The sequence below is a fragment of the Alicyclobacillus sp. ALC3 genome (genome assembly GCF_028751195.1).
GTDB lineage: Bacteria > Bacillota > Bacilli > Alicyclobacillales > Alicyclobacillaceae > Alicyclobacillus_L.
On the sequence record NZ_CP066784.1, the window covers coordinates 1,156,122 to 1,179,877 of the forward strand.

22 protein-coding genes are annotated in these 23,756 nt (G+C 53.0%); 7 read left to right on the forward strand and 15 right to left on the reverse strand.

Annotation, left to right across the window (positions count from 1 at the left end; translation table 11 throughout):
- Positions 1-17: 17 nt before the first annotated feature.
- The 3 genes from JC200_RS24360 to JC200_RS05640 are packed head-to-tail and all read left to right on the forward strand — an operon-like array spanning position 18 to position 2,990.
- The gene (locus tag JC200_RS24360; protein WP_443111872.1) at positions 18-356 is read left to right on the forward strand and encodes a 4Fe-4S binding protein; all 339 of its coding nucleotides are present in this window, start codon (positions 18-20) and stop codon (positions 354-356) included.
- Complete coding sequence (locus tag JC200_RS05635; protein WP_274435210.1) at positions 356-892, forward strand: NADH-quinone oxidoreductase subunit B family protein; 537 nt, start codon at positions 356-358, stop codon at positions 890-892. The genes JC200_RS24360 and JC200_RS05635 overlap by 1 nt, the downstream gene beginning before the upstream one ends.
- Positions 885-2,990 carry a proton-conducting transporter transmembrane domain-containing protein gene (locus tag JC200_RS05640; RefSeq protein ID WP_274435211.1) on the forward strand — a complete coding sequence of 702 codons (2,106 nt, stop codon included), beginning with the start codon at positions 885-887 and terminating at the stop codon, positions 2,988-2,990. Before JC200_RS05635 ends, JC200_RS05640 begins: the two co-directional genes overlap by 8 nt.
- A gap of 63 nt (positions 2,991-3,053) precedes the next feature.
- On the opposite strand, the gene JC200_RS05645 is transcribed toward JC200_RS05640, so the two are convergent.
- From JC200_RS05645 to JC200_RS05685, 9 genes are all read right to left on the reverse strand, one after another.
- Positions 3,054-3,761 (reverse strand): DUF190 domain-containing protein, encoded by a 708-nt coding sequence (locus JC200_RS05645; RefSeq protein ID WP_274435212.1) that lies wholly within the window; start codon positions 3,759-3,761, stop codon positions 3,054-3,056.
- Positions 3,762-4,067: 306 nt separating this feature from the next.
- Entirely contained in the window at positions 4,068-4,475 is a 408-nt protein-coding gene (gene dhaM, locus JC200_RS05650) for a dihydroxyacetone kinase phosphoryl donor subunit DhaM (protein ID WP_274435214.1), read from the reverse strand.
- Positions 4,454-5,110: a dihydroxyacetone kinase subunit DhaL gene (gene dhaL / locus JC200_RS05655; protein WP_274435215.1), complete on the reverse strand. Its 657-nt coding sequence runs from the start codon at positions 5,108-5,110 to the stop codon at positions 4,454-4,456. The genes dhaM and dhaL overlap by 22 nt, the downstream gene beginning before the upstream one ends.
- On the reverse strand, positions 5,107-6,111 hold the full coding sequence (gene dhaK / locus JC200_RS05660; protein ID WP_274435216.1) for a dihydroxyacetone kinase subunit DhaK: 1,005 nt from the start codon (positions 6,109-6,111) through the stop codon (positions 5,107-5,109). Before dhaK ends, dhaL begins: the two co-directional genes overlap by 4 nt.
- A 25-nt stretch (positions 6,112-6,136) precedes the next feature.
- Positions 6,137-6,700 carry a glycerol-3-phosphate responsive antiterminator gene (locus JC200_RS05665; RefSeq protein WP_274435217.1) on the reverse strand — a complete coding sequence of 188 codons (564 nt, stop codon included), beginning with the start codon at positions 6,698-6,700 and terminating at the stop codon, positions 6,137-6,139.
- A 60-nt stretch (positions 6,701-6,760) separates the two neighbouring features.
- Complete coding sequence (locus JC200_RS05670; RefSeq protein ID WP_274435218.1) at positions 6,761-7,258, reverse strand: helical membrane plugin domain-containing protein; 498 nt, start codon at positions 7,256-7,258, stop codon at positions 6,761-6,763.
- Positions 7,259-7,324: 66 nt separating this feature from the next.
- Complete coding sequence (locus JC200_RS05675) at positions 7,325-8,995, reverse strand: glycerol-3-phosphate dehydrogenase/oxidase (protein WP_274435220.1); 1,671 nt, start codon at positions 8,993-8,995, stop codon at positions 7,325-7,327.
- A 201-nt stretch (positions 8,996-9,196) separates the two neighbouring features.
- Positions 9,197-10,690 carry a glycerol kinase GlpK gene (glpK, locus tag JC200_RS05680; RefSeq protein WP_274435221.1) on the reverse strand — a complete coding sequence of 498 codons (1,494 nt, stop codon included), beginning with the start codon at positions 10,688-10,690 and terminating at the stop codon, positions 9,197-9,199.
- 104 nt (positions 10,691-10,794) lie between these two features.
- The gene (locus tag JC200_RS05685) at positions 10,795-11,508 is read right to left on the reverse strand and encodes an MIP/aquaporin family protein (RefSeq protein ID WP_274435222.1); all 714 of its coding nucleotides are present in this window, start codon (positions 11,506-11,508) and stop codon (positions 10,795-10,797) included.
- Between the two features lie 430 nt (positions 11,509-11,938).
- On the opposite strand from JC200_RS05685, the gene plsY reads away from it, so the two are divergent.
- Positions 11,939-12,547, forward strand: coding sequence for a glycerol-3-phosphate 1-O-acyltransferase PlsY (gene plsY / locus JC200_RS05690; RefSeq protein ID WP_274435223.1), 609 nt, complete (start codon positions 11,939-11,941; stop codon positions 12,545-12,547).
- Between the two features lie 100 nt (positions 12,548-12,647).
- Here the strand turns inward: plsY and JC200_RS05695 are convergent, their stop codons facing one another.
- From JC200_RS05695 to kdpF, 6 genes are all read right to left on the reverse strand, one after another.
- On the reverse strand, positions 12,648-13,775 hold the full coding sequence (locus JC200_RS05695; protein WP_274435224.1) for a universal stress protein: 1,128 nt from the start codon (positions 13,773-13,775) through the stop codon (positions 12,648-12,650).
- Between the two features lie 25 nt (positions 13,776-13,800).
- Positions 13,801-14,886 (reverse strand): universal stress protein, encoded by a 1,086-nt coding sequence (locus JC200_RS05700; RefSeq protein ID WP_274435225.1) that lies wholly within the window; start codon positions 14,884-14,886, stop codon positions 13,801-13,803.
- Positions 14,887-15,060: 174 nt separating this feature from the next.
- Complete coding sequence (gene kdpC / locus JC200_RS05705; RefSeq protein ID WP_274435226.1) at positions 15,061-15,630, reverse strand: potassium-transporting ATPase subunit KdpC; 570 nt, start codon at positions 15,628-15,630, stop codon at positions 15,061-15,063.
- Positions 15,631-15,643: 13 nt separating this feature from the next.
- On the reverse strand, positions 15,644-17,710 hold the full coding sequence (gene kdpB / locus JC200_RS05710) for a potassium-transporting ATPase subunit KdpB (RefSeq protein WP_274435227.1): 2,067 nt from the start codon (positions 17,708-17,710) through the stop codon (positions 15,644-15,646).
- 41 nt (positions 17,711-17,751) lie between these two features.
- Positions 17,752-19,458, reverse strand: a complete 1,707-nt coding sequence (gene kdpA, locus JC200_RS05715; RefSeq protein WP_274435228.1) for a potassium-transporting ATPase subunit KdpA — start codon at positions 19,456-19,458, stop codon at positions 17,752-17,754.
- A 22-nt stretch (positions 19,459-19,480) separates the two neighbouring features.
- A complete protein-coding gene (gene kdpF / locus JC200_RS24365) occupies positions 19,481-19,558 on the reverse strand; it encodes a K(+)-transporting ATPase subunit F (protein WP_443111900.1) in 78 nt (25 codons plus the stop codon).
- Positions 19,559-20,110: 552 nt separating this feature from the next.
- On the opposite strand from kdpF, the gene JC200_RS05720 reads away from it, so the two are divergent.
- The 3 genes from JC200_RS05720 to JC200_RS05730 all read left to right on the forward strand — a co-directional run bounded on the left by JC200_RS05720 (position 20,111) and on the right by JC200_RS05730 (position 23,675).
- Complete coding sequence (locus tag JC200_RS05720) at positions 20,111-20,620, forward strand: hypothetical protein (RefSeq protein ID WP_274435229.1); 510 nt, start codon at positions 20,111-20,113, stop codon at positions 20,618-20,620.
- A gap of 125 nt (positions 20,621-20,745) precedes the next feature.
- Positions 20,746-21,306, forward strand: coding sequence for a YitT family protein (locus JC200_RS05725; RefSeq protein ID WP_274436472.1), 561 nt, complete (start codon positions 20,746-20,748; stop codon positions 21,304-21,306).
- A 125-nt stretch (positions 21,307-21,431) separates the two neighbouring features.
- Positions 21,432-23,675, forward strand: a complete 2,244-nt coding sequence (locus JC200_RS05730) for a heavy metal translocating P-type ATPase (RefSeq protein ID WP_274435231.1) — start codon at positions 21,432-21,434, stop codon at positions 23,673-23,675.
- The last annotated feature ends 81 nt before the right edge of the window (positions 23,676-23,756 follow it).

Here is a 23,756-nt window from a genome sequence, read left to right on the forward strand (position 1 = left end):
CCAAGGGAGGGACTCGAATGTTCGGCAATTGGATACGCTCTGGGCTAGCTAGTGGGCGCGTGACAACGCCATATCCCAAGAAGCAGCAAACACTTCAGCAACACGACGATTGGCACACATTTGTGGTAACGGTCGGGTCCTGTGAGGAAACAGCGTGCTCGTGCATCGACTTATGTCCGACTGATGCCATCACGCACATCAGTGCCGGCATGCCGATAGTCGACACAGGAGCGTGCATCGGCTGTGGACGATGTGTCGCACGCTGCCCCATCCAAGCATTTGCGTGGTCCCGCGATGTCGACCGTGCCACCCTATCTCGCGATCAGCTGATTTTGAACATTGGAGGTGTCAATTGATGAATAAGGAACCCTCAATGGCCTCTCACAGCTTCAGTGTAGCGCCTGATACGTATGGCACAGTTCCAAAACCAGACTGGCAACAATTAGACGCCACGACACTTCTGCAGTTCCAAAAAAAGTTTGGTCACAGCCTGCACATCCGGCACATTGATGTCGGCTCGTGCAACGCGTGTGAGTCTGAGGTGCTGGCACTATCCAACCCATATTACAATTTTCATCGACTCGGGTTATTTTTCGCATCTTCGCCCCGTCACGCGGATGTACTGCTCGTCACAGGAGCGCTGACGAAAGCGATGAAGGACGTGCTGATGGCCACGTATGAGGCCATGCCGCGCCCCCGCATTGTCATTGCGGCGGGAGTATGCCCGATTCACGGAGGCTTGTTCCGGGACAGTGCGCAATTCGTCGGACCGATCGAGTCCGTGATCCCCGTGGACGCTTACATTCCTGGATGTCCGCCGACGCCTTACGCCCTCATCCATGGGCTTCTCCTTGCAAGCGGACGGATGGAAGAAGGTGCAGAGCGTGCCTGAGTTGTTCTGGATGTCACTCGTAGTATTTACCGCCATTATCATTCTCGTAGCCATTCGCCCCGTCCGACGTCAACTGGACGGCAAGCTGTGGCTCGGCGTTTTCCTGGGTGCCGCCCTGCAGGCGCTGCTGGGATTGCTCGGACTCGTCACACATCGCGCCCCGCTGCTATTCGCCCTCCCTACCGCTCCCGCACTTGGAACATGGGCCTTCCGGGCAGACGCGCTGTCCAGCCTCTTGTTCTTACTGCTCGGCTGCATTGGTGCGGTCTCGAGCCTGATGGCTGTGGAACACGCAAAGCACCATGGTGCCGGAACGAGTGCCGGAATGACTGCGGTTGTGTCTGTACAGTTCGTCTTTACCAGTTTCCTGCTCACAGCGCAAAACGTCTTTCCATTACTTATCGCCTGGGAGGCGATGTCCCTATGCGCGTACGCGTACGTCCTTGTGTTGCACCAGCGACGGGCCGTGCGCAGGGCTGCCTATATCACACTCCTCGTGAGCGAGGTAGGTTTCCTCTTGCTCGTGTTAGCTGCCATTCTCGCGACGTCGCGTACCGGCGCCTTTGACTTTGTCCAAGTGACTGCGCACTTGCGAACGGCTTCGGCTGGGCTGCGAGATACCGTTTTCCTCCTCGCACTCTTCGGATTTGGTGCGAAGAGCGGCATTCTGCCGATGCAACTTTGGATGCCTGACGCGTACGATGCGGCGCCCGCGCACCTAAACGCCATCCTCGCCGGTGGACTCTTGAACCTTGGCCTCTTCGGAGTGCTGCGCGTAACGGCTATGACGGGAGAACTATCGGTGTGGGTGAGTCTCATCGTGGTTTGGCTCGGTGTACTTGCCCTGTTCGCCGGAGCGCTGTTCGCTGTCATCGAGTCTCGCCTGAGGCGGTTGCTGGCTTACAGCAGCATAGAAAACGTGGGCTTGATGGTGATTAGCCTTGGTGTGGCCACTGTTTTTGCAGCACACCACAATGCTCGGTTTGCAAACGTCGCGATGATGGCTCTGTTTGTGCAAATGGTCTCCCACGCACTGGCGAAGGCGCTTGCCTTTCTCACGGTCGGTGAAGTGGGACGGAGATTCGGATCGACTGACCTTGAGCGACTCGGAGGTCTATTTCAAATCATGCCCGGTGTGGGACTCGCCCTGCTGATCGCGTGTCTGACATTGGCGACTGTCGCCCCATTCAGCGGATTTGCATCGGAGTGGTTAACGCTTCAAGGAATGTTGCAGGTCTACCGCAGTTTATCAGGCCCGCAAGAGGTGCTCGTCGCCGTCGCCGGCATGTTCGCGGCTGCAGGGGCGGCCCTCGCCGTGACCGCGTTCCTCAAGGTCTTTGTGTTTGCCATGACCGCGCGTAGTAGAACGTCTCCCGCGTTGTCCGAACGCCCCCACCGCACGAGTTTCTGGGGCGGCGCGAGCCTCTCATTATTGGGAGTCCTGAGCCTCGCGTATGGCTGGTTCCCTACCTCCGTCATGCCCAGTTTTCAGCGTGTCATCGGTGACGTGCTATCAAGCACTGGGCCGCTTCGGAACATCGTGCCGACAGTGTTTCACAGCCCAGTATCAAACCCTACTATGGTGAGTCTTGGTGCGGGTGGCTTAGGCTTTTTCCCGGCGCCCGGGTTCGTAATTCAACCAGGCGAATTTGTGGCAACCATCGCCCCAACCTATATTCTCTTGTGGTTTGTTGTCTTTGCACTCTTAGCACTTGGCATCAGCCGTTTGCCATTGCGTAGGGCCTACGCGACTCGTACAGTGCCGGCCTGGCTAGGCGGCCGCGAACACCGCGCAGTGGCGTCGGAATATACGAGTTCTGCATACGCAAATCCCTATCGGATGTTTTGGTCTCGTCTCATTGGCTATCAGATCAATCGACAATTGGTCAGTGGGACGGCTGATGTACCGCGCCAGTGGCAGTTACAGCGTAAGACCAGACAGTGGTTAGGTACAGAGCACTGGTTCATTCCAACCAAGGCATTCCTGCGGTTGACCGCTAAGGTTCGATATTGGCAACACGGATATTTGTGGGGTTATCTCGTTACGATTCTTGGAGCCGTTCTCGTGATGTTGGCGATAGCCGCTCTGTACCGTTGACAGGGAAGTATACTTGAAGAGAACAAGGCACAAAGGCAACGGTTAGTGTCTGGTGCCTTTGTGCTAATTTGTTTGGGTCGCTCCAGACGATGAGGCTCTGTAGTGAATGACCTTTCCAGGCATCAGAATGGCCGGACCGGATGCGTGCGACATCAGGTCGGACATCTGCTGCAGTCTCTCCGGAAAATCGTCGCTCGAGAAGACAGCCTCGAGGACCATAGAGTCTCGGTGATTGGAAAACCAGCCCGCGTGACGGACTATGCGCCCCTGTTCATACCCTTCAATAGCATGTTCCACATCAGCCCACAAAGGATGGAGTTCGCGCAGCGTCTGCAGCATGCGCAAGGCAAGCGGAACTCCGTCTACACGGTCTGTCTCGTTCATATACACTTTAACCACCGCACCGTCACTTTCAGATCGACATGCCATGTAACCACCTCCCACCCAAGATTTCAGGTCAAATGCTGGATGAATGACGACCTTGCAATCTAACAAGTGGATTTCGTCCATATCAGTCAACAGTTGCTCCGCTTCCTGTGCAGACGTAAACATCTGTACACAAACAGGCACATGCGCACTGAGGTAATCCGACTCAAGCATCTGAATGCGCGCGCGAGCATCAAGTCCGGACCAGGCACGTGTTACAGTAAAGCTAGGCATATGCCCCTTTCGCATCATTTGCTGGAGAAACGACTCATAGGACAGTCTCCCAAACAAGTGACTTGTCTCTCCATCGTAGAACAAAACCTCAAGATATACCCCGGTGCTCATGTCATCACCTCACCGGACTGCCCGCAAATCGAAAAACTCCATATCAAGCCGTAGTTCGCCTTGTCACAGGAGTTTTATTCAATCGCTGGCGATAGTCGAACTAATTTTCTGAATTCACTTTCATTTTAATCCCAACTGTGCGCCTAGGCAATGGCGGAACCTGTCGGTGTTTACCGGTTCGTGATTCAAACAAATTCTGCACGAATTACGCTGCGCCAACTCAACGGCAAGTCGCGTGCGACAGAAGCGCTTCGTACGTCGCTCAGCCCGTGCTGGCCAACGCACGGGCTGACCACTCAATTCGCCTTATCGTCCAAGGATTTTCGCTTGTCCGCGCGCCCTTCGCGCTGACTCAATGACTTGGTCTTGAGAGTGTCCGAGTCCAGCTGACACTGCGGCCTCAACGGCCCCCTCAACTAAAGGCGCGTCCACGATCTGCACACGACTCCGAGTCGCTTCATCAACCAGTTCCAGAGCCATTTCGCAGTTCATGAAGGCACTGCCAATGTCAAAGAACAGCAGAACCGGGCTATCTTCCGGGCAAGCCAGTATGGCATTCACTATGTCTGTAGCAGATGTCCCTAGCTCGCCGTCCTCGACTCCTCCACAAGCCTTGATACACACGGATGGCCCCGTCAACTGCGCTGCAAGTTCTGTCACGCCTTGTGCCAGTTTGCGGCTGTGCGAAACGATCACAAGACTAACGTGTCCCATGGAATCAACTCAAGCTCCTTCCCACATGCTCTCGCAAACTCCTCGAAAAACAGACCGCTCGAGACGCTCCCGGGGTCACAAACGCCCTGACTGCGCGGTCCGAGGTATGCGGCTCGCCCTTTCTTCGCAATGCGGTCGCGCGTTGCCAACGCTTCGTCAAGAGCCACTGTGGCTACGCCAAGAAAGCGGTCTGTGGCCGGGTTACCCTGTAAATAAGTGACACTCTTTTCCCAGACATCCAGCATCGTCTTGTCACCGTAGGTTGCCTTTCCTCTTTCCGCAATGCCCTGTCTCGCCGCCGCTATGGCCTGAACCAACGTTGCCTCGTCTGCATGTGGCTCATGGCCTAGGACATTGCCCATCTTTAAAAAGACGGTGCCGTACAAGGGGCCTGAAGCCCCGCCAACGTGCCCGAGCAGTGCCATGGCAACGGCACTGCACGCTGCACCTAAGTCAGCAGGCGGATTTTTTTGCAACTGCTGGTTAGCCGCCGCAAACCCTCGCGCCATGTTCGTTCCGTGATCTCCGTCCCCAATTCGGTTGTCCAGTGTATTGAGCGTCTCCTTTAACTCTGCCAACCGCAACGAATACGAGTCGACAAAGCCCACAAGAGAACTAAGCCCAAGCTCCGTCATTGACCAAGCCCCCCCATGTTGGGCCACGCTGGAGCATGGGTTGGCGCGTCCAGATAGCGTTTCATCTCGTCATCAAGTTTTAACAGGCTGACCGAAAACCCAGCCATCTCAAGCGACGTCATAAATTCCCCGACAAATGTCCGGTACACGTTAATTCCCTGTGCGGAAAGCACCTGTGAGACGCGACGGTTCGCGATAAACAGCTCGCTTAGCGGTGTGGAGCCCATTCCATTCACCATCACGGCAACCTCGTCTCCCTTGGAAAACGGGAGGTCAGATAGAATTCGTGTGAGCAGAAAATTGACGGTTTCATCAGAAGAGGTCAAGGGCAATCGTTCAATACCCGGCTCGCCGTGAATACCGATACCCATTTCAACCTCGGACTCCCCTAGTTCAAAACTAGGTTGTCCGTTGGCCGGAACCGTACAGGGTGAAAGTCCCATTCCCATGCTGCGCACATTAGCGATGACCTTTTCAGCCAACTTCCGGACTGTAGTAAGCGACAGACCTGCCTCAGCTGCAGCACCGGCCACCTTGTGTACAAATACGGTTCCTGCGATTCCTCGCCTACCGACCGTATAGGTGCTGCCGTCAACTGCAACATCGTCATTGACGACAACCTGCTCGACCTCAATTCCCTCAGCCCGTGCCAAATCAGCAGCCATTTCAAAGTTCATGACATCCCCTGTGTAGTTCTTGATCACCAACAGAACTCCCTGTCCCTGGTTCACAGTCCGAATGGCCTCTAACACTTGGTCTGGTGTCGGTGAAGTGAACACCTCGCCGGCAACTGCCCCATCCAGCATTCCATAGCCGACATATCCGGCATGAGCGGGTTCATGGCCACTTCCACCGCCGCTCACCACGCCCACCTTTTGCGCCAACTGCGAACGGACAATCACCTGCGTCCCTTCAACGCGCCGTACAGCTGGCAGTGCAACCACAAAACCATCCAACATTTCGTTCACATACTCGCCGACTTCATTGATGAGCTTCTTCACACAAACACCTCCAGGATTCTACTCGTTACCTTCTCGGAGCGAATTCGACCCATAGGTGATGCTCCGAAGTTGTAACCCCAACGGCTCCCGCAGAAATTGCGTTTTCAACATCCTGTACCGTGCGAATAAACCCGCCGGCGAGGATGGACAAGCCAGTTGATTCTCGAATATCTCGAAGCACGCCAGTCATGAGCCCCGGCAAAACCTCTAGGTAATCGGGTGTCACCGATTTCACGACTCGGTAACTCGTTTGCAACGAGTGACTGTCGAGCAGAAATACCCTCTGAACACCGATCAGTCCTCGCTTCATAGCCGTTGTAACGACATGCGCGTGGGTAGAAATGAGCCCATCCGGTTGTACTTCCTGACACGGAAACTGAGCTCCAGATTCATCGGACTTTAGCCCTTCAATCAAATCCGCGTGCAACAGTACCTTCGCACCGTGTTGGTGTGCTAGACGTGTGACATATTTCACCTGGGCTAGGTGAATCTCCAACATTACGATATGCTGGAACCCAAAACGTACAGCCAACTCAAAGTCCTTAATGCTGCGAGCCGCTGGAATGACTCGTTGACTATCGAACGTCATGTTCATCCTCCAATCACCGCGTCCAAGCACCCAGTTCTCGCTTGATTAGCAAAGGGTCCGTCACACCGTACCCCGCATCCCTTTGCCAAGCGATTTCAAACCGCTAAAAATTGCCGTCAGCGCAGTCCGGATGTCTGGGTCTTTGAGCAGCTTGACCAGGTCAAATGCCCCACGCACTTGAATTTCCTGATCCTGTGCCGATAACCCCTCCATGAACTGACTGATGCCCTTTAAAACCGTCGGCAATGGTTTGAAATCAATCTGACTAATTGCGTGTTTCACCTCAGATGCGGATGACATGAGCGAAAACGCATTAGCTGTAGTCAACGTGTCAATGCCCGCATCGACCAGTTGATTAGACTCTTCGACAAAGTATCCAATTAAGCGCAGAATCCCCTTGTGATCCGCTTCCTGAAGCAGGTTCAACACTTTTTCAAGGGTTTCTTCTTTTCCACTGACGATTTCCAGCAGACGCTCTAACGGGTCTACAGGTTCCACAAAATGCTCCTCCCCACTATCGCGAACGGCGTCTTGTGATAGTCGCTCTTCCGTGTCCATCGTCGTAATAACCTCCCTTGAAGAACAGTTGCTCATCTATCATAAGAAGCCCATTCAAGAAATAACTCAGAGCTCTTCGTCAACGGCTTCCGTCGCGGTCGCGATCTGCCACGCCAACTCGTCAATGTACTCAGTTGTTTGTTCTTCAGACCAACGGAAACAGTGCGCCATGTACTTTACAACGGGGTCTTGCCACTTCCTCACCCAATGTATATGGAAGAACATTGCCCCTGTACGCCTGATGAAAAAGTCTGAAGGCGTAACAAGCATTTCATGTTCAATCCCGTATACAAGAGCTGCATACACCTCTCGCGACAGGCCAAATTCTGAGGCCTCATCTGCTCGCTCTCGAATGATGTCGTACAGTGTACCGATATTGGTTCCGTATCTCATGACAAGTCGTGAAGCTTCTTCTTCTAGTAAGCCTAACGCTGTTCCTTCCGCGATGCGCTCGGTCAAATACGCTGGCATAGCTTGTGAACCACCAAATTTCCCACCAGACAAAGTGACGTGTTCCGTCAGACAGTCAGGGTAACTCTGTCCATACTCACTAGACAACTGCGAAGCGACGAGAGACACAACCTTATCCGCCATCTTGCGGTATCCCGTCAATTTACCTCCAGCAATGGTGACTAAACCGCTCTTCGAGACAAACACCTCATCGCGCCTCGATATCTCTGAAGGCGCCTTACCGTCCTCGTGGATGAGTGGACGCACGCCAGCCCAAAAAGATTCGATATCAGCGTCTGTCAGATGAACAGAGGGAAACATATGGTTGACGCAGTCGACTAGATAATCGCGGTCACGCTTGGTCGTCCTGGGATTCTTCGGATCTCCATGGTAGTTCGTGTCCGTCGTCCCCACGTAGGCCTTTCCTTCTCTCGGGATTGCAAACACCATCCGGCCATCCGGTACGTCATAGTAAACTGGGTGACGAAGTGGGAACCGCGAATGGTCAATCACGACGTGCACACCTTTGGTTAAATGTAGCGACTTTCCGTTTTTTGACTTGTCTAAGGTGCGCAGTTCATCAACCCAAGGTCCCGTCGCATTGACTACCTTCCGCGCTGAGACGGTATATGTCTCTCCGGTCAGAAGGTCTGTAAGACTGGCACCAGACACCTTTCCATTCTGATAGACAAGTGTGTCCGCTTTGGTGTAATTCAACGCCATGGCACCTTGCTCTACAGCTTCTTTCAAAATTTCCAGTGTAAGTCTCGCGTCATCCGTTCGGTACTCGACGTACTTCCCAGCCCCCCTCAACGAGTCCGGGCTTAGCAGCGGTTCAAGTTCCAACGCCTCTTCTTTGGATAGCATCGTTCTGCGTTCGCTGTCCTTCACCTGCGCCAACCGGTCGTACATGTAGAGTCCGATCGAACTCATGAACATTCCATAGGTCCCACGTTGGACAATCGGCAGTATCATCCACAACGGAGTCGTAACATGTGGAGCATTTTCGTACACGATGGCTCGCTCTGTCCCGACTTCAGCGACAAGTTCAATTTCGAACTGCTTTAAGTAACGCAGTCCACCATGGACCAGTTTGGTCGAGCGACTAGATGTGCCAGCGGCAAAGTCTTGCATCTCCACAAGACCGACCTTCATACCCCGAGTTTGCGCATCCAATAAAATACCGGCTCCGGTAACACCCCCACCGATGACGAGAACGTCCAACGGTTCAGAACGTAGTCTCGATACGAGTTCAGATCGGTTAAGCACTGAGAAACTCGTCGACACCGTGGAAACCCCCCTTGTGTTAGAAAAACCACAAACACGACCTGTAGGAAACAGGCCGGTTTGTGGTTTCTCCGAAACTCAACACACGTTATATTAACTTGGCAAACTGTCGTACAGAAGGACAACCTAGTCTGCGTAAACGCTCCGCACAAGGCAACCACAAGACAGACTGCCCGACGGTTCAGTACTTCTGTTTTTATTTTACTTGAAGACTCGTGTCGCTGCCACTGCCTTTTTCCAACCGGAGTATAACCGCTGCCGATGTGCTTCATCCATATCCGCTTCAAATGTCCGGTCGATCGCCCAGTTGTCAGAAATCTCGTGCCGACTTTCCCAGAATCCTACCGCTAGGCCAGCAAGATAGGCTGCCCCGAGGGCGGTTGTCTCAAGGATCGTCGGTCGTTGTACCGGAACTCCAAGCACATCACTCTGAAACTTCATCAGAAAGTCATTGGCGGTCGCACCACCGTCTACACGAAGCGTCTTCAACGGTAATCCAGAATCCGCCTCCATAGCGGATAGCACGTCGCGCGTCTGATAGGCAAGGGACTCGAGGGTGGCGCGGACAAAGTGTTCTTTTTGCGTACCGCGGGTTAGGCCGAAAACTGCACCTCGAGCATCACTGTCCCAATAGGGGGTTCCAAGTCCTACGAATGCTGGGACTACGTAAACCCCATCAGTCGACTCAACGCGAACTGCATACTCCTCAGAGTCGGAAGCGCGCTGAAACATGCGGAGGCCATCGCGCAACCACTGAATGGCTGAACCAGCAACGAAAATGCTTCCCTCCAATGCGTATTCGACTTTTCCATTCACACCCCAGGCGATGGTGGTCAGCAACCCGTTGGCAGATGGTACTGGCTTTTCGCCCGTGTTCATGAGCATGAAGCAACCGGTACCATATGTGTTCTTCGCCATACCTGGTTCGAAGCAAGCCTGGCCAAACAAAGCGGCCTGTTGGTCGCCAGCAATCCCGGCAATAGCAATTTCCTGACCAAAGAACAAGTCTGCCGCCGTATGGCCATATACTTCAGAAGACTGCCGGACTTCCGGAAGGAGGCTTACCGGAACGGTCAGCATTTTTAGTAACTCGTCATCCCACTTCAGGTCATATATGTTGTACATCAGCGTTCTGGAAGCGTTCGTGTAGTCAGTTACATGCGCTTTGCCACCCGTCAGTTTCCAGACGAGCCAAGTGTCCATCGTACCAAACAACAGGTCTCCCCGCTCTGCCTTCTCCCTCGCCCCTTCCACATTGTCAAGAATCCACTTTACTTTGGTGCCGGAGAAGTACGCATCAATCAGCAACCCCGTCTTACTGCGCACCATGTCTGCATACCCTTGCTTGTTCAACTCGTCGCAAATCCCCGATGTTTGCCTGGACTGCCAGACGATTGCGTTGTAAACCGGAATGCCTGTATGCTTGTCCCACAAGACCGTCGTTTCACGCTGATTCGTAATACCGATCGCTGCAATGTCTTGGGCAGCAATGCGATGCGTTGCCAACACCTCCGCAATCACGCTCTGTACGGAGCCCCAGATTTCCATGGCGTCGTGCTCGACCCAGCCAGCGTTCGGGAAGATTTGAGTAAATTCCTTTTGTGCAACGGCTTCGATTTCACCGCCTTTGTTAAACAGGATAGCCCTTGAACTCGTAGTCCCTTGGTCAATCGCCAACACGTATTGTTTTTCCATTCTCAGTTCCTCCTCATCATTCACTCGTTCTAGTTCACCGTTAAACTCTGCATCCAATCAGTATCCAGTACTCAGCCATCCAAACCACTTGCAGTCAACCTCTCTCAGTGGAACAAACCCATGTACACCAACGCAGCGATGATGCCACCGACAATCGGGCCCAGCACAGGAATCCAAGCATATCCCCAATCAGAGCTCCCTTTCCCTGGAATCGGCAAAATCGCGTGTGCGATACGAGGCCCCAGATCACGGGCTGGGTTAATCGCGTACCCAGTAGTGCCACCCAATGACATACCGATAGAGACAATCAACCAGCCAACCACGAAGGTTTCGAGACCGTTGCTGAACACCAGCCCCTTGGCGCCAAACGCGAGCAGCGCCAGAACCAGAACAAAAGTACCGATGACTTCACTGACGAAGTTTGCAAATGGGTTGCGAATTGCGGGGCCAGTAGAGAATACAGCCAACTTCGTCGCCGGGTCCTCAGTTTCTTTCCAATGTGGCAGGTAGTGAATGAATACTGCGACAGCACCGAGAAAAGCACCGACCATTTGCCCCGCGATGAGACTCGGTACCTTCGCCCACGCCAATTTACCTGCCACAGCAAAGCCAATGGTCAAGGCTGGATTCAAAAATGCCCCGCTGTAGTGTCCTACTGTATACGCACCAACCATAACCGCGAGGCCCCAGCCAAGCGTAATCACTACCCATCCAGAGTTCTCAGCTTTAGACTTTTTCAGAACAACGCCTGCCACGACACCGTCACCGAGTAAAATCAGCAAGAAAGTGCCAATCAGTTCTGCCAAAAAATTCGACATGATAATGCCTCCTCGGGCTCATGTATCCGCCTTCAAATTCACTAGTTTAATCCACTACTTGCTGCACATACCTAGGTACCGAACCTGCATACGATGTTGTCTTAGTGCAGCCGACACTAATGACTGCCCCACCTCCTTACAGGAGAGAACACAAAAACACCGAACTCATCCCAGCCCACGCGGGCTCCGGGAACAGTTCGGTTCTCCAACTCTCCGATTGATTAACTTATAATTTGCTAACCTAGCTTGAATCCGATTTCAATATACCTGATGACGTTTTTTGTGTCAACACGTTGTAACGCGTTTTAAAGGCGTATTTGGTTTTAATTTTCAGAGCGACTAAAATAGGAGATAGAGTGTCGATGTGGAATATAGAAAGCGGTTGCAAGTTTAATGTTTTACACAGTCGTACAGTGAGGAGCGAGTCGAAATGCCTGTTCTCCTAGTTGCTCTCTCCTACCTTTTAGGTTCAATATCGTTCAGTAGTTTGTTCGTGGCACTCATCGCCAAAGCGAACATTCGCGACATCGGCAGCGGAAACGCGGGAGCAACAAACACGTCGCGTATTCTTGGACTGAAATGGGCAGTGCTTGTTCTTATCTTAGATATTGCAAAAGGGATGGCGCCAATTTTCTTATCCAGGTGGTTGTTTCCCGGAGTGGACTGGCTTCAATTTTTATGTGGGCTGTCCGTTGTCGTTGGACATAACTGGCCGATTTATTACAAGTTTCGCGGAGGCAAGGGCGTCGCTACTTCGATCGGTGTCCTCTCCGTGATGGCGTTTATTCCTGCACTCGCAGCCTGCATCATATGTATTGTCACGATCATCTTTACCCGCTATGTTTCCCTTGGGTCACTCGCTTTCATTTGCCTCACGCCTGTATTCACTCTCTTTTTGCCGCATACGTGGGCATCGCTTTGCCTCGGAATATCGCTCGCTCTCGTCGTCGTGTATCGGCATCGAGAAAACATTGTCCGCTTGCTTCACGGTAGTGAAAGCAAGTTTGCCCTGCGCTCTACCCGACCTCATAAACCATAATCCGGGTCGTGCGATCTGTAATTTGGGATGTTCTCGGCTACGCTAGGAGTAGCAGAAGGCGCGCTTTGTAACATCATCACCGCCTAGCTCATGTTCGAACTTAGGTCCTGGTGTGAGCAACTACGTGTAAATCCACAAACTCGGCGTTTTCTAGAACATAGTCAACAGGCGTACGTTTCATCCTCTCCAACCACCGACTTCCGAAAACCGGCTGACCTATGACAATCTGCGAAATACCGAGCAATTGAGCGACCGCCACAATCGTCGCGCCTATCCCCCCCTCCTTCTCAGTCGTAGTAATAAATATTCCATCAAATTCCTCACTCAGTTTCTGTATCCGTTGCATTTCTTTCTTCTCCGTTTCACCGAGCGGACCTTTGGGCAAGACGACCAACACGTATAGCTCGGCGTCCAGCCGGTCTGCGACTCGCCATCCGCGCCGAATCAATTTCTCTGAATGTGGGCGATAGTTCACACAGACAAGAATCCGGCCCCGGTTCGGGTCATCATGCTTCGAGGACTCGCCGCTCTGTTTTCGGTCCTTGTCAATTCGCTGATCAACGTCATCTGCGACTTCTAGCAACGCGAGTTCACGGAGCGCTGACAGGTTGCCAGACTGAAAGAAGTTTTCTAACGCCCGCTGAACCTTGTCCCACGCGTAAATCTTCCCACGTAACAGGCGCTGCTGAAGTGTCTCCGGCGTGACGTCGATGAGCTTTACCTCATCCGCCATGTCCATGAACCAGTCTGGTACCCTCTCCCGGACTTTTACACCCGTGATGTGCTCCACCTTGTCGTGCAGGCTTTCTAGATGTTGAATGTTCACAGCCGTCACAACGTTGATTCCGTGGTCCAGAATGTACTCGATATCCTCGTACCTCTTCGCTCGCTCACACCCGGGCACATTTGTGTGAGGTAGTTCATCTATGAGTACTGTGTGCGGGTGTCTATGTACAATGCCCTCGACATCCAGTTCTTGGTATTGATGTCCTTCAAAACGAATCGCTCGCAGCGGCACAGATTCGAGACCGCCAATTTGATGAGCGGTTTCGTCCCGACCATGCGTCTCAATTAATCCGATTACGACATCGACGCCCTTGCGCTTCCAGTCGTTTGCATCTTGAAGCATCTTGTAGGTTTTACCAACACCAGGGGCTGCGCCAACGTAAATGGTCAGATGACCGCGTTCCGTAGAGGAGGTGCCCCCGCGCTCGCGTCCAATGCTCATCGGTGTACTTCCACTCCCATGTACTCTAATCTCGCCATCCTACGATTCGCAAATCCACATACTTCAAGTTTCGCAGAAGGTATCGGACCGGGCTCTCCTTCATCACGCGTTGCCACTTGCGCTCGCGAGATGGTTGTCCAATAAATATTTGCGTGACGTTTTCCCGCTCCGCTACTTCTATAATGACTTCTGCCACTTTGCGGTCGTTCAGGAACTCAACAATCAGTCGCCCGTTGTGTTGCTCCGCCAGTTTCTTTAAGTTCTCAATGCGTTCCTCATCCTTCGCCGTACGCAGGTCTGGCGTCCTTGACGTGATCGTCAACACAATCAGTTCAGCCTTCATCCGCACGGCTACTCGGTTCGCCTTCTCAATTAACTTCTGTGCCCGGTCCAAATAACTAACGCAGACTAATATGTTCTCACGGGCGCCGACGGGACCAGGGATTTTCCGTCGGTCGTACGATTGTTGCAGTCGCTCATCCACATCTTCCGCAACTTCACGCAAAGCAAGTTCACGCAACGGAGCCAGATTGGACTTGCGGAAGAAGTTGTTGAGTGCCTGGTGTACTTTGTCCTCCGAGTAAATGCTCCCATCACGCAAGCGTTGCCGAAGAGTCTCCGGCGTGACATCTACAACCTCAACCTCATCAGCTCTCTTGACGAACTCCTCCGGTATAATTTCCCTCACCTTGACACCGGTAATTCGTTCAGCTTCAGCATGCGCATTTTCAAGATGCAACACGTTGACTGCCGTCAGAACATGGATTCCCTGGTCAAGAATAAACTCCACATCCATATATCGTTTGGGAAATTGTGAGCCTGGCGCGTTGGAGTGAGCCAACTCATCGATCACAACAACATCCGGTTTACGTCGAACAATGATATCCATGTCGACCTCTTCAAAAGTTCGCCCGTGGAAGTGAACCTGTTTTCTCGGGAGAACCTCGAGCCCCTCCAATTGTGCTTCAGTGTCTGGGCGCTCATGAACATCCACGTATCCGATCACAACGTCTGTGCCCTGACGCTTTAAAGCTTGCGCCTCCCTCAGCATGGTGTAGGTCTTCCCCACTCCTGGAGCAGCCCCCACAAAAATTTTCAGTTTCCCCGCCATCTCACACCACCTCACCGATTCACCGATGCGGACTGTGTTCATTGAACTTCATATTGATACACCAATCAACCCGATACAAGCCTTGAAAGCACAACGGACTCAGGAACGCCGTATTAGCCATCCCTGAGCCCGTCACTTGCTTCCGATTCAGGCCAACATTCGCGCCGTTTCTGCTTACCGCCCAAGCCGCTTTTCGATCGCGAGATTGAGTTGCATCACATTCACCATAGGTGAACCCCAGATGCCAATAAACAGCCCCTGTTTGTACTGGTTAATCATAGCCACGAGTTCGGTCTGGCTGATTCCAGTAGCCTTCGCAATCCTAGGGACCTGAATCATGGCGTTCTGTATCGAAATATCCGGGTCGAGCCCGGAAGCAGAAGATTCAACCATGTCCGGCGGAATCTTAGACACCGGAGTACCTGGGTTTTGCTGCTCAACAGTCTTTATATTGCCCTGAATTTCCTTAATCAAAGCCGGGTTCGTTGGACCCAGGTTCGACCCACCAGAGCCATTTCCAGCGTAATCCACAGCTGAAGGTCGGGGGTGGAACAACCCAGGCTTTGTCACCGACTGCGCAATCAACATCGATCCAACAACCCGTCCGTTCATGGAGACCATGCTACCGTTCGCCTGGTACGGAAACGCCAACTGACCTATCCCCCATACGGCCAGGGGATAAATGAGCCCGAGCAGCACAACGGATACCACCAGGAATCGGAGAGAGCGCCAGATGTTCAACATTTTTCATCCCTCCTTAGATATGTGCCAACCCCACGGCCGTGATGATTAGGTCGATGACCTTAATTCCGATAAACGGGGCAATCACGCCACCGACGCCGTAAATCAAAATGTTGCGCATCAGCATCCCGGTCGCGCTCATTGGTCGATACTTGACGCCGCGCATGGCCAAGGGAATCAGCAGCGGAATGATGATCGCGTTGAAGATCAGCGCAGACAGGATGGCGCTTCTCGGACTGGTCAGGTGCATGACGTTCAGTGCCTGCAACTGCGGAATCATCAGCAGAAACATCGCAGGAATGATGGCGAAGTACTTCGCCACGTCGTTCGCGATGGAGAAGGTGGTGATTGCCCCGCGCGTGATCAGCAACTGTTTGCCAATGGACACCACTTCAATCAACTTGGTCGGGTCAGAGTCGAGGTCGACCATGTTCCCTGCTTCCTTGGCTGCGGGGGTGCCGGTGTTCATCGCTAGTCCCACATCCGCCTGAGCGAGCGCTGGGGCATCGTTCGTACCGTCACCAGACATCGCAACAAGCTTGCCCTGTTGTTGTTCTTCACGAATCAACCGCATCTTGTCTTCGGGCTTGGCTTCGGCGATAAAGTCGTCGACGCCCGCTTCTTTTGCGATTGTTGCAGCCGTCAGCGGGTTGTCACCCGTACACATCACGGTCTTAATACCCATCTTGCGCAGTTCCTCAAACCGTTCTCGCATCCCCGGTTTGACAATGTCTTTCAGGTAGATCAGACCATACACGTCTTTCCCGCTGATCACGGCGAGTGGCGTACCCCCTTCTCGCGCAATCCGGTTTGTCTTTTCGTCTAAGTCGTCGGGAACGGTTCCACCCTGTTGCTGGACATATTTGCGGATCGCGTCAACCGCGCCTTTGCGCACGACAGAGCCATCGGGTAGGTCCAGCCCGCTCATGCGTGTATCCGCGCTGAACTCCACGTTTGTTGCGTCGCTAAAATTCTCACGTACGTACGACACGCCTTTTTCCTTGGCTAAATCCACGACTGAGCGCCCTTCGGGTGTCTCATCGAACAAAGAAGACAATACGGCGACTTCAATCAGCGACTTCTCGTCGTGCTTCCCAACTGGGACGAACTCACTCGCTAAGCGATTGCCAATGGTGATAGTCCCTGTCTTATCGAGAATCAACGTGTTGACGTCTCCAGCTGCTTCTACTGCTTTGCCAGACTTGGCAATCACGTTGAACCGAATCACGCGGTCCATGCCCGCGATTCCAATGGCGGACAACAAAGCGCCGATGGTCGTCGGGATCAGACAGACAAGCAGTGCAATTAAGGTTGCGATATCGATGCTTTTGCCATGGCCGACGTAACGAGCCATCGGGTCCAGCGTCACCACGACGATTAGAAAAATCAGTGTCAGGCCTGCCAGCAACACAGAGAGGGCCAACTCATTCGGCGTCTTTTGCCGGCTTGCTCCTTCCACTAAGCCAATCATTTTGTCGAGGAACGACTCACCCGGGTTGGCTGTAACGCGAATAACTAGCTCGTCTGACAGCAGCTTCGTTCCACCTGTGACGGAGCTGAAGTCGCCGCCAGCCCCGCGAATGACAGGTGCGGATTCACCGGTGATGGCCGACTCATCCACGCTGCCTAGTCCTTCGACGACCTCGCCGTCGGCCGGAATTGACTCACCCGCAAGTACACGGATGATGTCCCCTCGCCGCAACGTCGTGGCAGGGACATTTTCGTACGTACCGTCAGAGCGCTTGCGGTTGGCTGTGAGGTCCGTCTTCGACTTACGCAGCGACTCAGCCTGTGCCTTGCCTCGTCCTTCGGCAATCGCTTCGGCGAAGTTCCCAAACAACACCGTGATGAAGAGAATGACGGTCACGACAATGTTGAAAGGCCGCTCACCGCTTCCGGGGCCGTAGTGACCGCCAAACAGATTCGGGTCAAAACTGAGCAACAGGGTAATGACAAACCCAATTTCCACAACGAACATCACGGGACTCTTGACCATGCTGCGCGGGTCTAATTTTCGAAACGAGTCCACGATGGCGTGATTCACAATTGTAGGTGAAATGCCGGTCGATCTGCTATTCGCCACTTGGAACCTTCCTTTCTCGTCGCTGGATGGACTCGACCATGTCAGCGGGCTAGATGACCCGATATCATTTGCAGGTGTTCGCCAATTGGGCCGATGGCCACGGCCGGGAAGAACGTCAAGGCCCCAACGATGACAACCACTGCTAGGAATACACCGCCAAAGAAGAATGTGTCCGTCTTCAGCGTGCCTACGCTTTCCGGTACGACGGACTTTTTCACGAGCGACCCTGCCATGGCGAACATAGCAATCATCGAAACGTAGCGACCAAACAATATGACAAGACCAATGGCTACGTTGTAAAAGACCGTGTTGCCGTTCAGACCTGCAAACGCCGACCCGTTGTTGGCTGCAGCGGACGTAAATGCGTAGAGCACTTCAGAAAACCCATGTAAACCTGGGTTTAGCATGGAAGATGTCCCGGCCTTCGTCACAACGGCGATTGCGGTCGGGACAAGAATTACAAACGGATGGACAAGCATCGCCGCCGTGGCAAGTTTGATTTCCCGCGCCTCAATTTTCTTCCCGAAGATTTCCGGCGTCCGACCGACCATGAGTCCGGACAGGAAGACCGCGATAATGAGGAACATCAGAATGTTCAACAAACCAACGCCGATGCCACCAAAGACAGCATTAAACATCATAAACACGATAGGTACCAAGCCACCCAGAGGTGTCAAGCTATCGTGCATCGCATTGACAGCGCCTGTTGTATATGCCGTTGTTGACGCGACGAACAAGCTCGTCAGTGGTTGACCGAAGCGCACCTCTTTCCCTTCCATGTTTCCGCCAGTGATGCCCAACAGGTGATGAACCAAAGGGTCGCCTGCCGTTTCCGCGGCGTACACAGTGAAGGCGCCAACCAACAACAGTCCTGTCAAAAACACGTACAAAACGATACTTTGCTTGCGGTTCTTGATGAACTTCCCAAACGTTGCGATGAGCGCTGTCGGAATTAATGCCATCGCCAAGATTTCGAGGACATCAGTCAGCGCAGTTGGGTCTTCGAACGGGTGAGCTGAGTTCGCGTTAAAGAACCCGCCGCCGTTCGTTCCGAGCTGTTTAATCGCTTCAAGCGATGCAACAGGTCCTCTGGAGATGGTCTGCGTACCGCCTTGAAGCGTGTGAGCCACCTGTGCACCTAGCAACGTATCAGGCAGCCCCAGTCCGACAAAGACGATGGCAAAGATGAACGCCAACGGCAGCAAAATGCGGGTGTGAACCTTTACGTAATCCACCCAGAAGTTCCCCAACGTCTTGCCTTTGTTTGCTACAATTCCGCGGACAAACGCGATGACAGCCACGACACCGGCAGCCGCAGAGGTGAACTGCAGATATGTGATCGCGGTCATTTGACCCAAGTAAGACATCGACTGCTCGCCAGCGTAATTCTGCCAGTTCGTGTTGGCGATAAAACTGGCTGCCGTGTTAAACGCCAAGTCCCAACTCATGCCTTTGATGTGGTCGGGGTTAAGCGGCAAATGGCCTTGCAAGACAAAGATTAAATACACGAACAGAGCCATCACAAACTGCACCAACAGCCATGCCTTTACATAACTCTTCCAGTCCATATCGGTGGAGGGGTTAATGCCAACAAGTTTATAGATAACTCTTTCAATCGGAGCATACACCGGCTCCAACCAGTTCCTCTGCCCCGTGAATACGCGGTAAATGTAACCGCCGAGCGGAATCGCAACGATTAAAATGAGGGCGACTACCGCAAGGATGCCGATCGATCCGGTCAGACTCAATTCAGTTCACCCCCCTGACGGTTTAAAACTTCTCTGGATTAAAGATCACGTACGTGAGATAGACCATCAATAGCGCCGAGATACCAAGCAGTACCCACATATGTCAATCCCCCACTCATGCTTTGTCAAACAGTTTGATGAGCCAAGCGAATATCCCGTACGAAACGATAAATAACAAAATGGAAACAGCATAACCCATCAGACAGTTCCTCCTCCACGCAGGCCTGCGACGCCTAGTTCCCAAGCCGCCCCTAATATGTGCCACTGACCCCGCGAGCTATTCACGTTGAACGGCACTCCTAACCACTCCCTTTGTGTGTCTTTACGTCTTCTTGCGGGTCACACGGACGATTGTAGAGCGAGTCTGTGTCAAAATGCCGTTGAGATATCGTGTCAGGGTGTAAATACAGCGTAAAAATCACCACTCTCGGCATGGTCCGACTCTCGGATGAGCCGCCGGCGACTCTCGTAGAACAGAGACTCAACACAAGTTGTTCGCATCAATGACGAACTTACATTTACACCCTTTTTACGCCCTGACCGATTTTCTCTACGCCTTCTATATGCCGTACCACCCTACAATCAAGAGGTCTGGTGTACATGTGGTGATTCTGACAGCGTCGGACTTGGCATCATGGGCGGGTGAATGATTGTGAGTAGGTCAACTCTGTACTTTGGCGCCGGACCTAGGTTGCTTGACTGGTCGACGCTGGAATATCGCTGGTTTGGGGTGGTCTGGTGGCAGGACGACGCCAATTTGCAGATACTGAAATACCGGTTCGAAACCAGCCGTGAAGCCCTGCGCCGATGGATGCGTACTGAGGGCTGTGAGAATGCCGTAGAAGATTCAAGTCAAACTGCCAGGCTCTACCGAACCATTCGCAAGCAGCAGCAAGAGCGCGATTGGAGCTATCGCAAGACGATGCCGTTCCTCTCTGTTTTTCAGAAGCCCTGGAAAGATGTCGAACTCGGCTGGTATGCCATTTGCTCCAAAGCAACCTACCCTTTCGTGATCAGTGCAGCCGAGCGAAAAAAACTCAAAGTCACAGCACACCACTTGTATATCTGCGAAGACGATGAGGACGTAAATTCCTTCATCGCCCGCGTCAATCAGGAACGGGAGATACACTTGCGGTATTTACCTGACGCTGGAAAGCAGTGAATCCGATTCTGTTTTTGGGCTTTCCATGTTTGTAAGTGTGTGGTCTCAGCCAAACTAGAGGTATGAAAACAACTTCTCGGCAATCGGCGTTCAATCTGCCGCCTCTAAGGTACTTCATCGGATGCATGCTCATGGCCGCAGTGACGGTGTTCGTGGAAAAGGACTCGAAGATATCATCGGGAGGCGTGAGTGGTCTCAGTATCGGCATTGCAGACCTGTTTGGACTCAGTGTCGGCGTCACGAACTTGTGTATCAAGCTGTCCATTTTTTTGCTTATTTTGCTGTTCGACTCTAAAATCACAGCCTTTTGGACAGTCATCGGTGCGGGCATAACCGGCGTGTTTATGGTGTTGTTCGAACACGCCCCGGTCGATCTCGATTGGCCACGATGGGTTGCCTTTGCTTTCATTCTGCTCTTCGCCAAACTACCGATCGCGTTACTCGTGTCCAAAGGGCTGTCCACGGGGGGATTTACAGCCGTCGCACAATTGATAGCGCACCGCTACCGCACGCCGTTGTGGGTGAGCTTGTTACTGCTCAATGTCTTGGCAGTCGCGGTCATGTACCTCGCGCATGGCTTGGTCTCCGGATTGCTCACGGCAGTGGCTTCCCTCACCGCAGGCGTCATGGTGCAAGTTTGGTCAGACGTGACAAACAGGTGTCTGGATGCAAGGAAAACCCCGTAAGAGCGGTGTGTTTGAGTGGTTTCCACGACCCGCAACGGTCATTGTCCCCAGTGAAAACCTCATATCCATGAAGGACAACCGATACAATACATTGTCCACACAATTCGTGTTTCCGGGGTGACTTCATGGATCCAGTTCAACTTCTATCGTCGCGCGATTCTACACTGTCAGATTCCAAGCAATCACAAGTATCGACGGAGACACAGGAAGAGGGCTTCCAAAGGTACATTGTAACGGGAATGAGTTGCGCAGCCTGCTCGGCGCGCATTGAGAAAGTCGTTCAACGCGTTCCCGGAGTCGCATCGGTTCATGTGAATCTGTCATCGGAGCGGGCGTACGTGCGCTTTGACGAGAATACGCTTGCCGATGACACCATCGTCGCAGCAATTGAGAGAGCCGGCTACGGAGCGGTTACGGATTCAGAAGAACAGGCTGCACTGCGAGAAAAACAGAAGCTACAGTCGTATGAATCCCTGTGGAACCGCTGGTTTTTGGCGCTGGTCATCATGTTGTCGCTTATGGGCGATATGTTTATGTCCATGCAGGTTGGGCATCATGTACTCCCCACTTGGTGTGGCTGGGCCCTGACCACGCTGGTTCAGTTACTCCTTGGCGGCCGTTTCTACCGGGGGGCCATCAACGCCATCCGCGGCAGAACCACCAACATGGATGTCCTCGTTGCGCTCGCGTCCAGCGTTGCCTACATCCAAAGTACCGTGCTGGCGCTTGGCGGAGAGGGGATGGCATCATTCGACGGTCCTGCCATGGTGCTGGTGATGGTTACCTTTGGCAAGTTACTTGAAGACCGAGCCAAGTTTGGTGTGTCGGCACTGATCAAAAGTCAGACGCAGCAGACTGGTCCTCTGGTCGCACACAAAGTCGTCCGGGGAGACATTGTCGAGACATCTGCATCGACCTTGCTGCCTGGAGACGAAGTTCGAGTTTACGGCTCCGAGGTGGTGCCGACAGACCTGGTAATTTTAGCCGGAAACCCGATGGTCGATGAATCGTTACTTACCGGTGAATCGCTTCCGGTTCAAAAAGGTGCAGGCGACATTGTCTACGGTGGTTCTACAAATTTAGTTGGAGAGTGGGTAGGACGTGTCGCAAGAACGAGTGATGACACGATGCACGCTCACTTGGTTCACGCAATCGACCAAGCCCAAATGGAAAAGTCTACTTCACGGCGGTGGATTGACCGCGTCACGGCGGTCTTCGTGCCGATCGTCATCGTGATCGCACTCATCGCGTTCGGCTACCAACTTTGGCTAGGTCACAGCATGGTCCACGCTGTCACGGACGCGATCGCGGTGCTGGTTGCGGCCTGCCCATGCGCCCTCGGACTGGCCACCCCAACTGCACTGGCTGTGGGGATGCATGTAGGGTTGAAACGCGGGATCTGTTTACAAAACGAAGACCGCCTCGGGCAGCTGAGCAAAATAGACACCGTGATTTTTGACAAAACGGGAACTCTTACAACCGGTCAACTGCGAGTTTCGGACATCCAGACTAGACAAGGGATTCAGCCCGAAAGACTGCTCGTACTCGCCGCACAAGCCGAAGACGGGGTTGAACATCCGGTCGCTCGCGCGATTGTCACTGCTGCTCTCGATTGGCAGATGAGTTGGGTACTAACAGGAATAGCCGATGTGGTCCGCGGTGGCATCGTTCGAACGATTCAGGGTCACAGGGTCTTTGTCGGCAACTCCAGCACACGCACCGACACCATCAAACGTCACCGACCGTCGGTAGCATTCCAGCATAACTTTGATGAACAAGTCCGGAAAGTGGATGTTCTGAGTGACGGTGTTTGGCTGGGAACGCTCCTGTTAAGTGATGATTTACAGCCCGGCGCGAGAGAACTCGTCCAAGCTCTGCAGCTACAAGGTGTCGAGGTAAAGTTGCTGACAGGCGACTCTTTGGCAAATGCAGACCACGTTGCCAGCACACTTGGCATCCCTACTTATATGGCGGAGTTGGACGCTGCGAGCAAGGCGCAAGCAGTTCGTGATCTGCAAGCGCAAGGGCGAGTTGTCGCTATGGTCGGTGATGGACTCAACGATGCCCTGGCTTTGAAAACAGCCAATGTAGGTATCGCTTTCGGTGCAGCAACACCTGAGTCCCTTTCGTCTGCCGACATCGCAATCGTACACGGGAACCTCCAGCAACTGTTATGGACCCTTCATTTAGCCAAGGCAATGCTCGGAAAAATTCGACAGAATCTGATCTGGGCTCTGCTCTACAACTCGGTGAGCATCCCACTCGCATTTTTAGGGTTTCTTAGCCCGATGTGGGCGGGTGCCGGGATGGCGCTCAGTTCCGTCGTCGTCATGTCCAACAGCTTATTACTCCAAAGAAGCGGCCGATAGCGAACGCTGTAGTTTTAGGTAGATTTTGTCGATTGTGAAGGAAACTTGTTGGAAATTTCTTCTTGATGATTTGAACAAAAA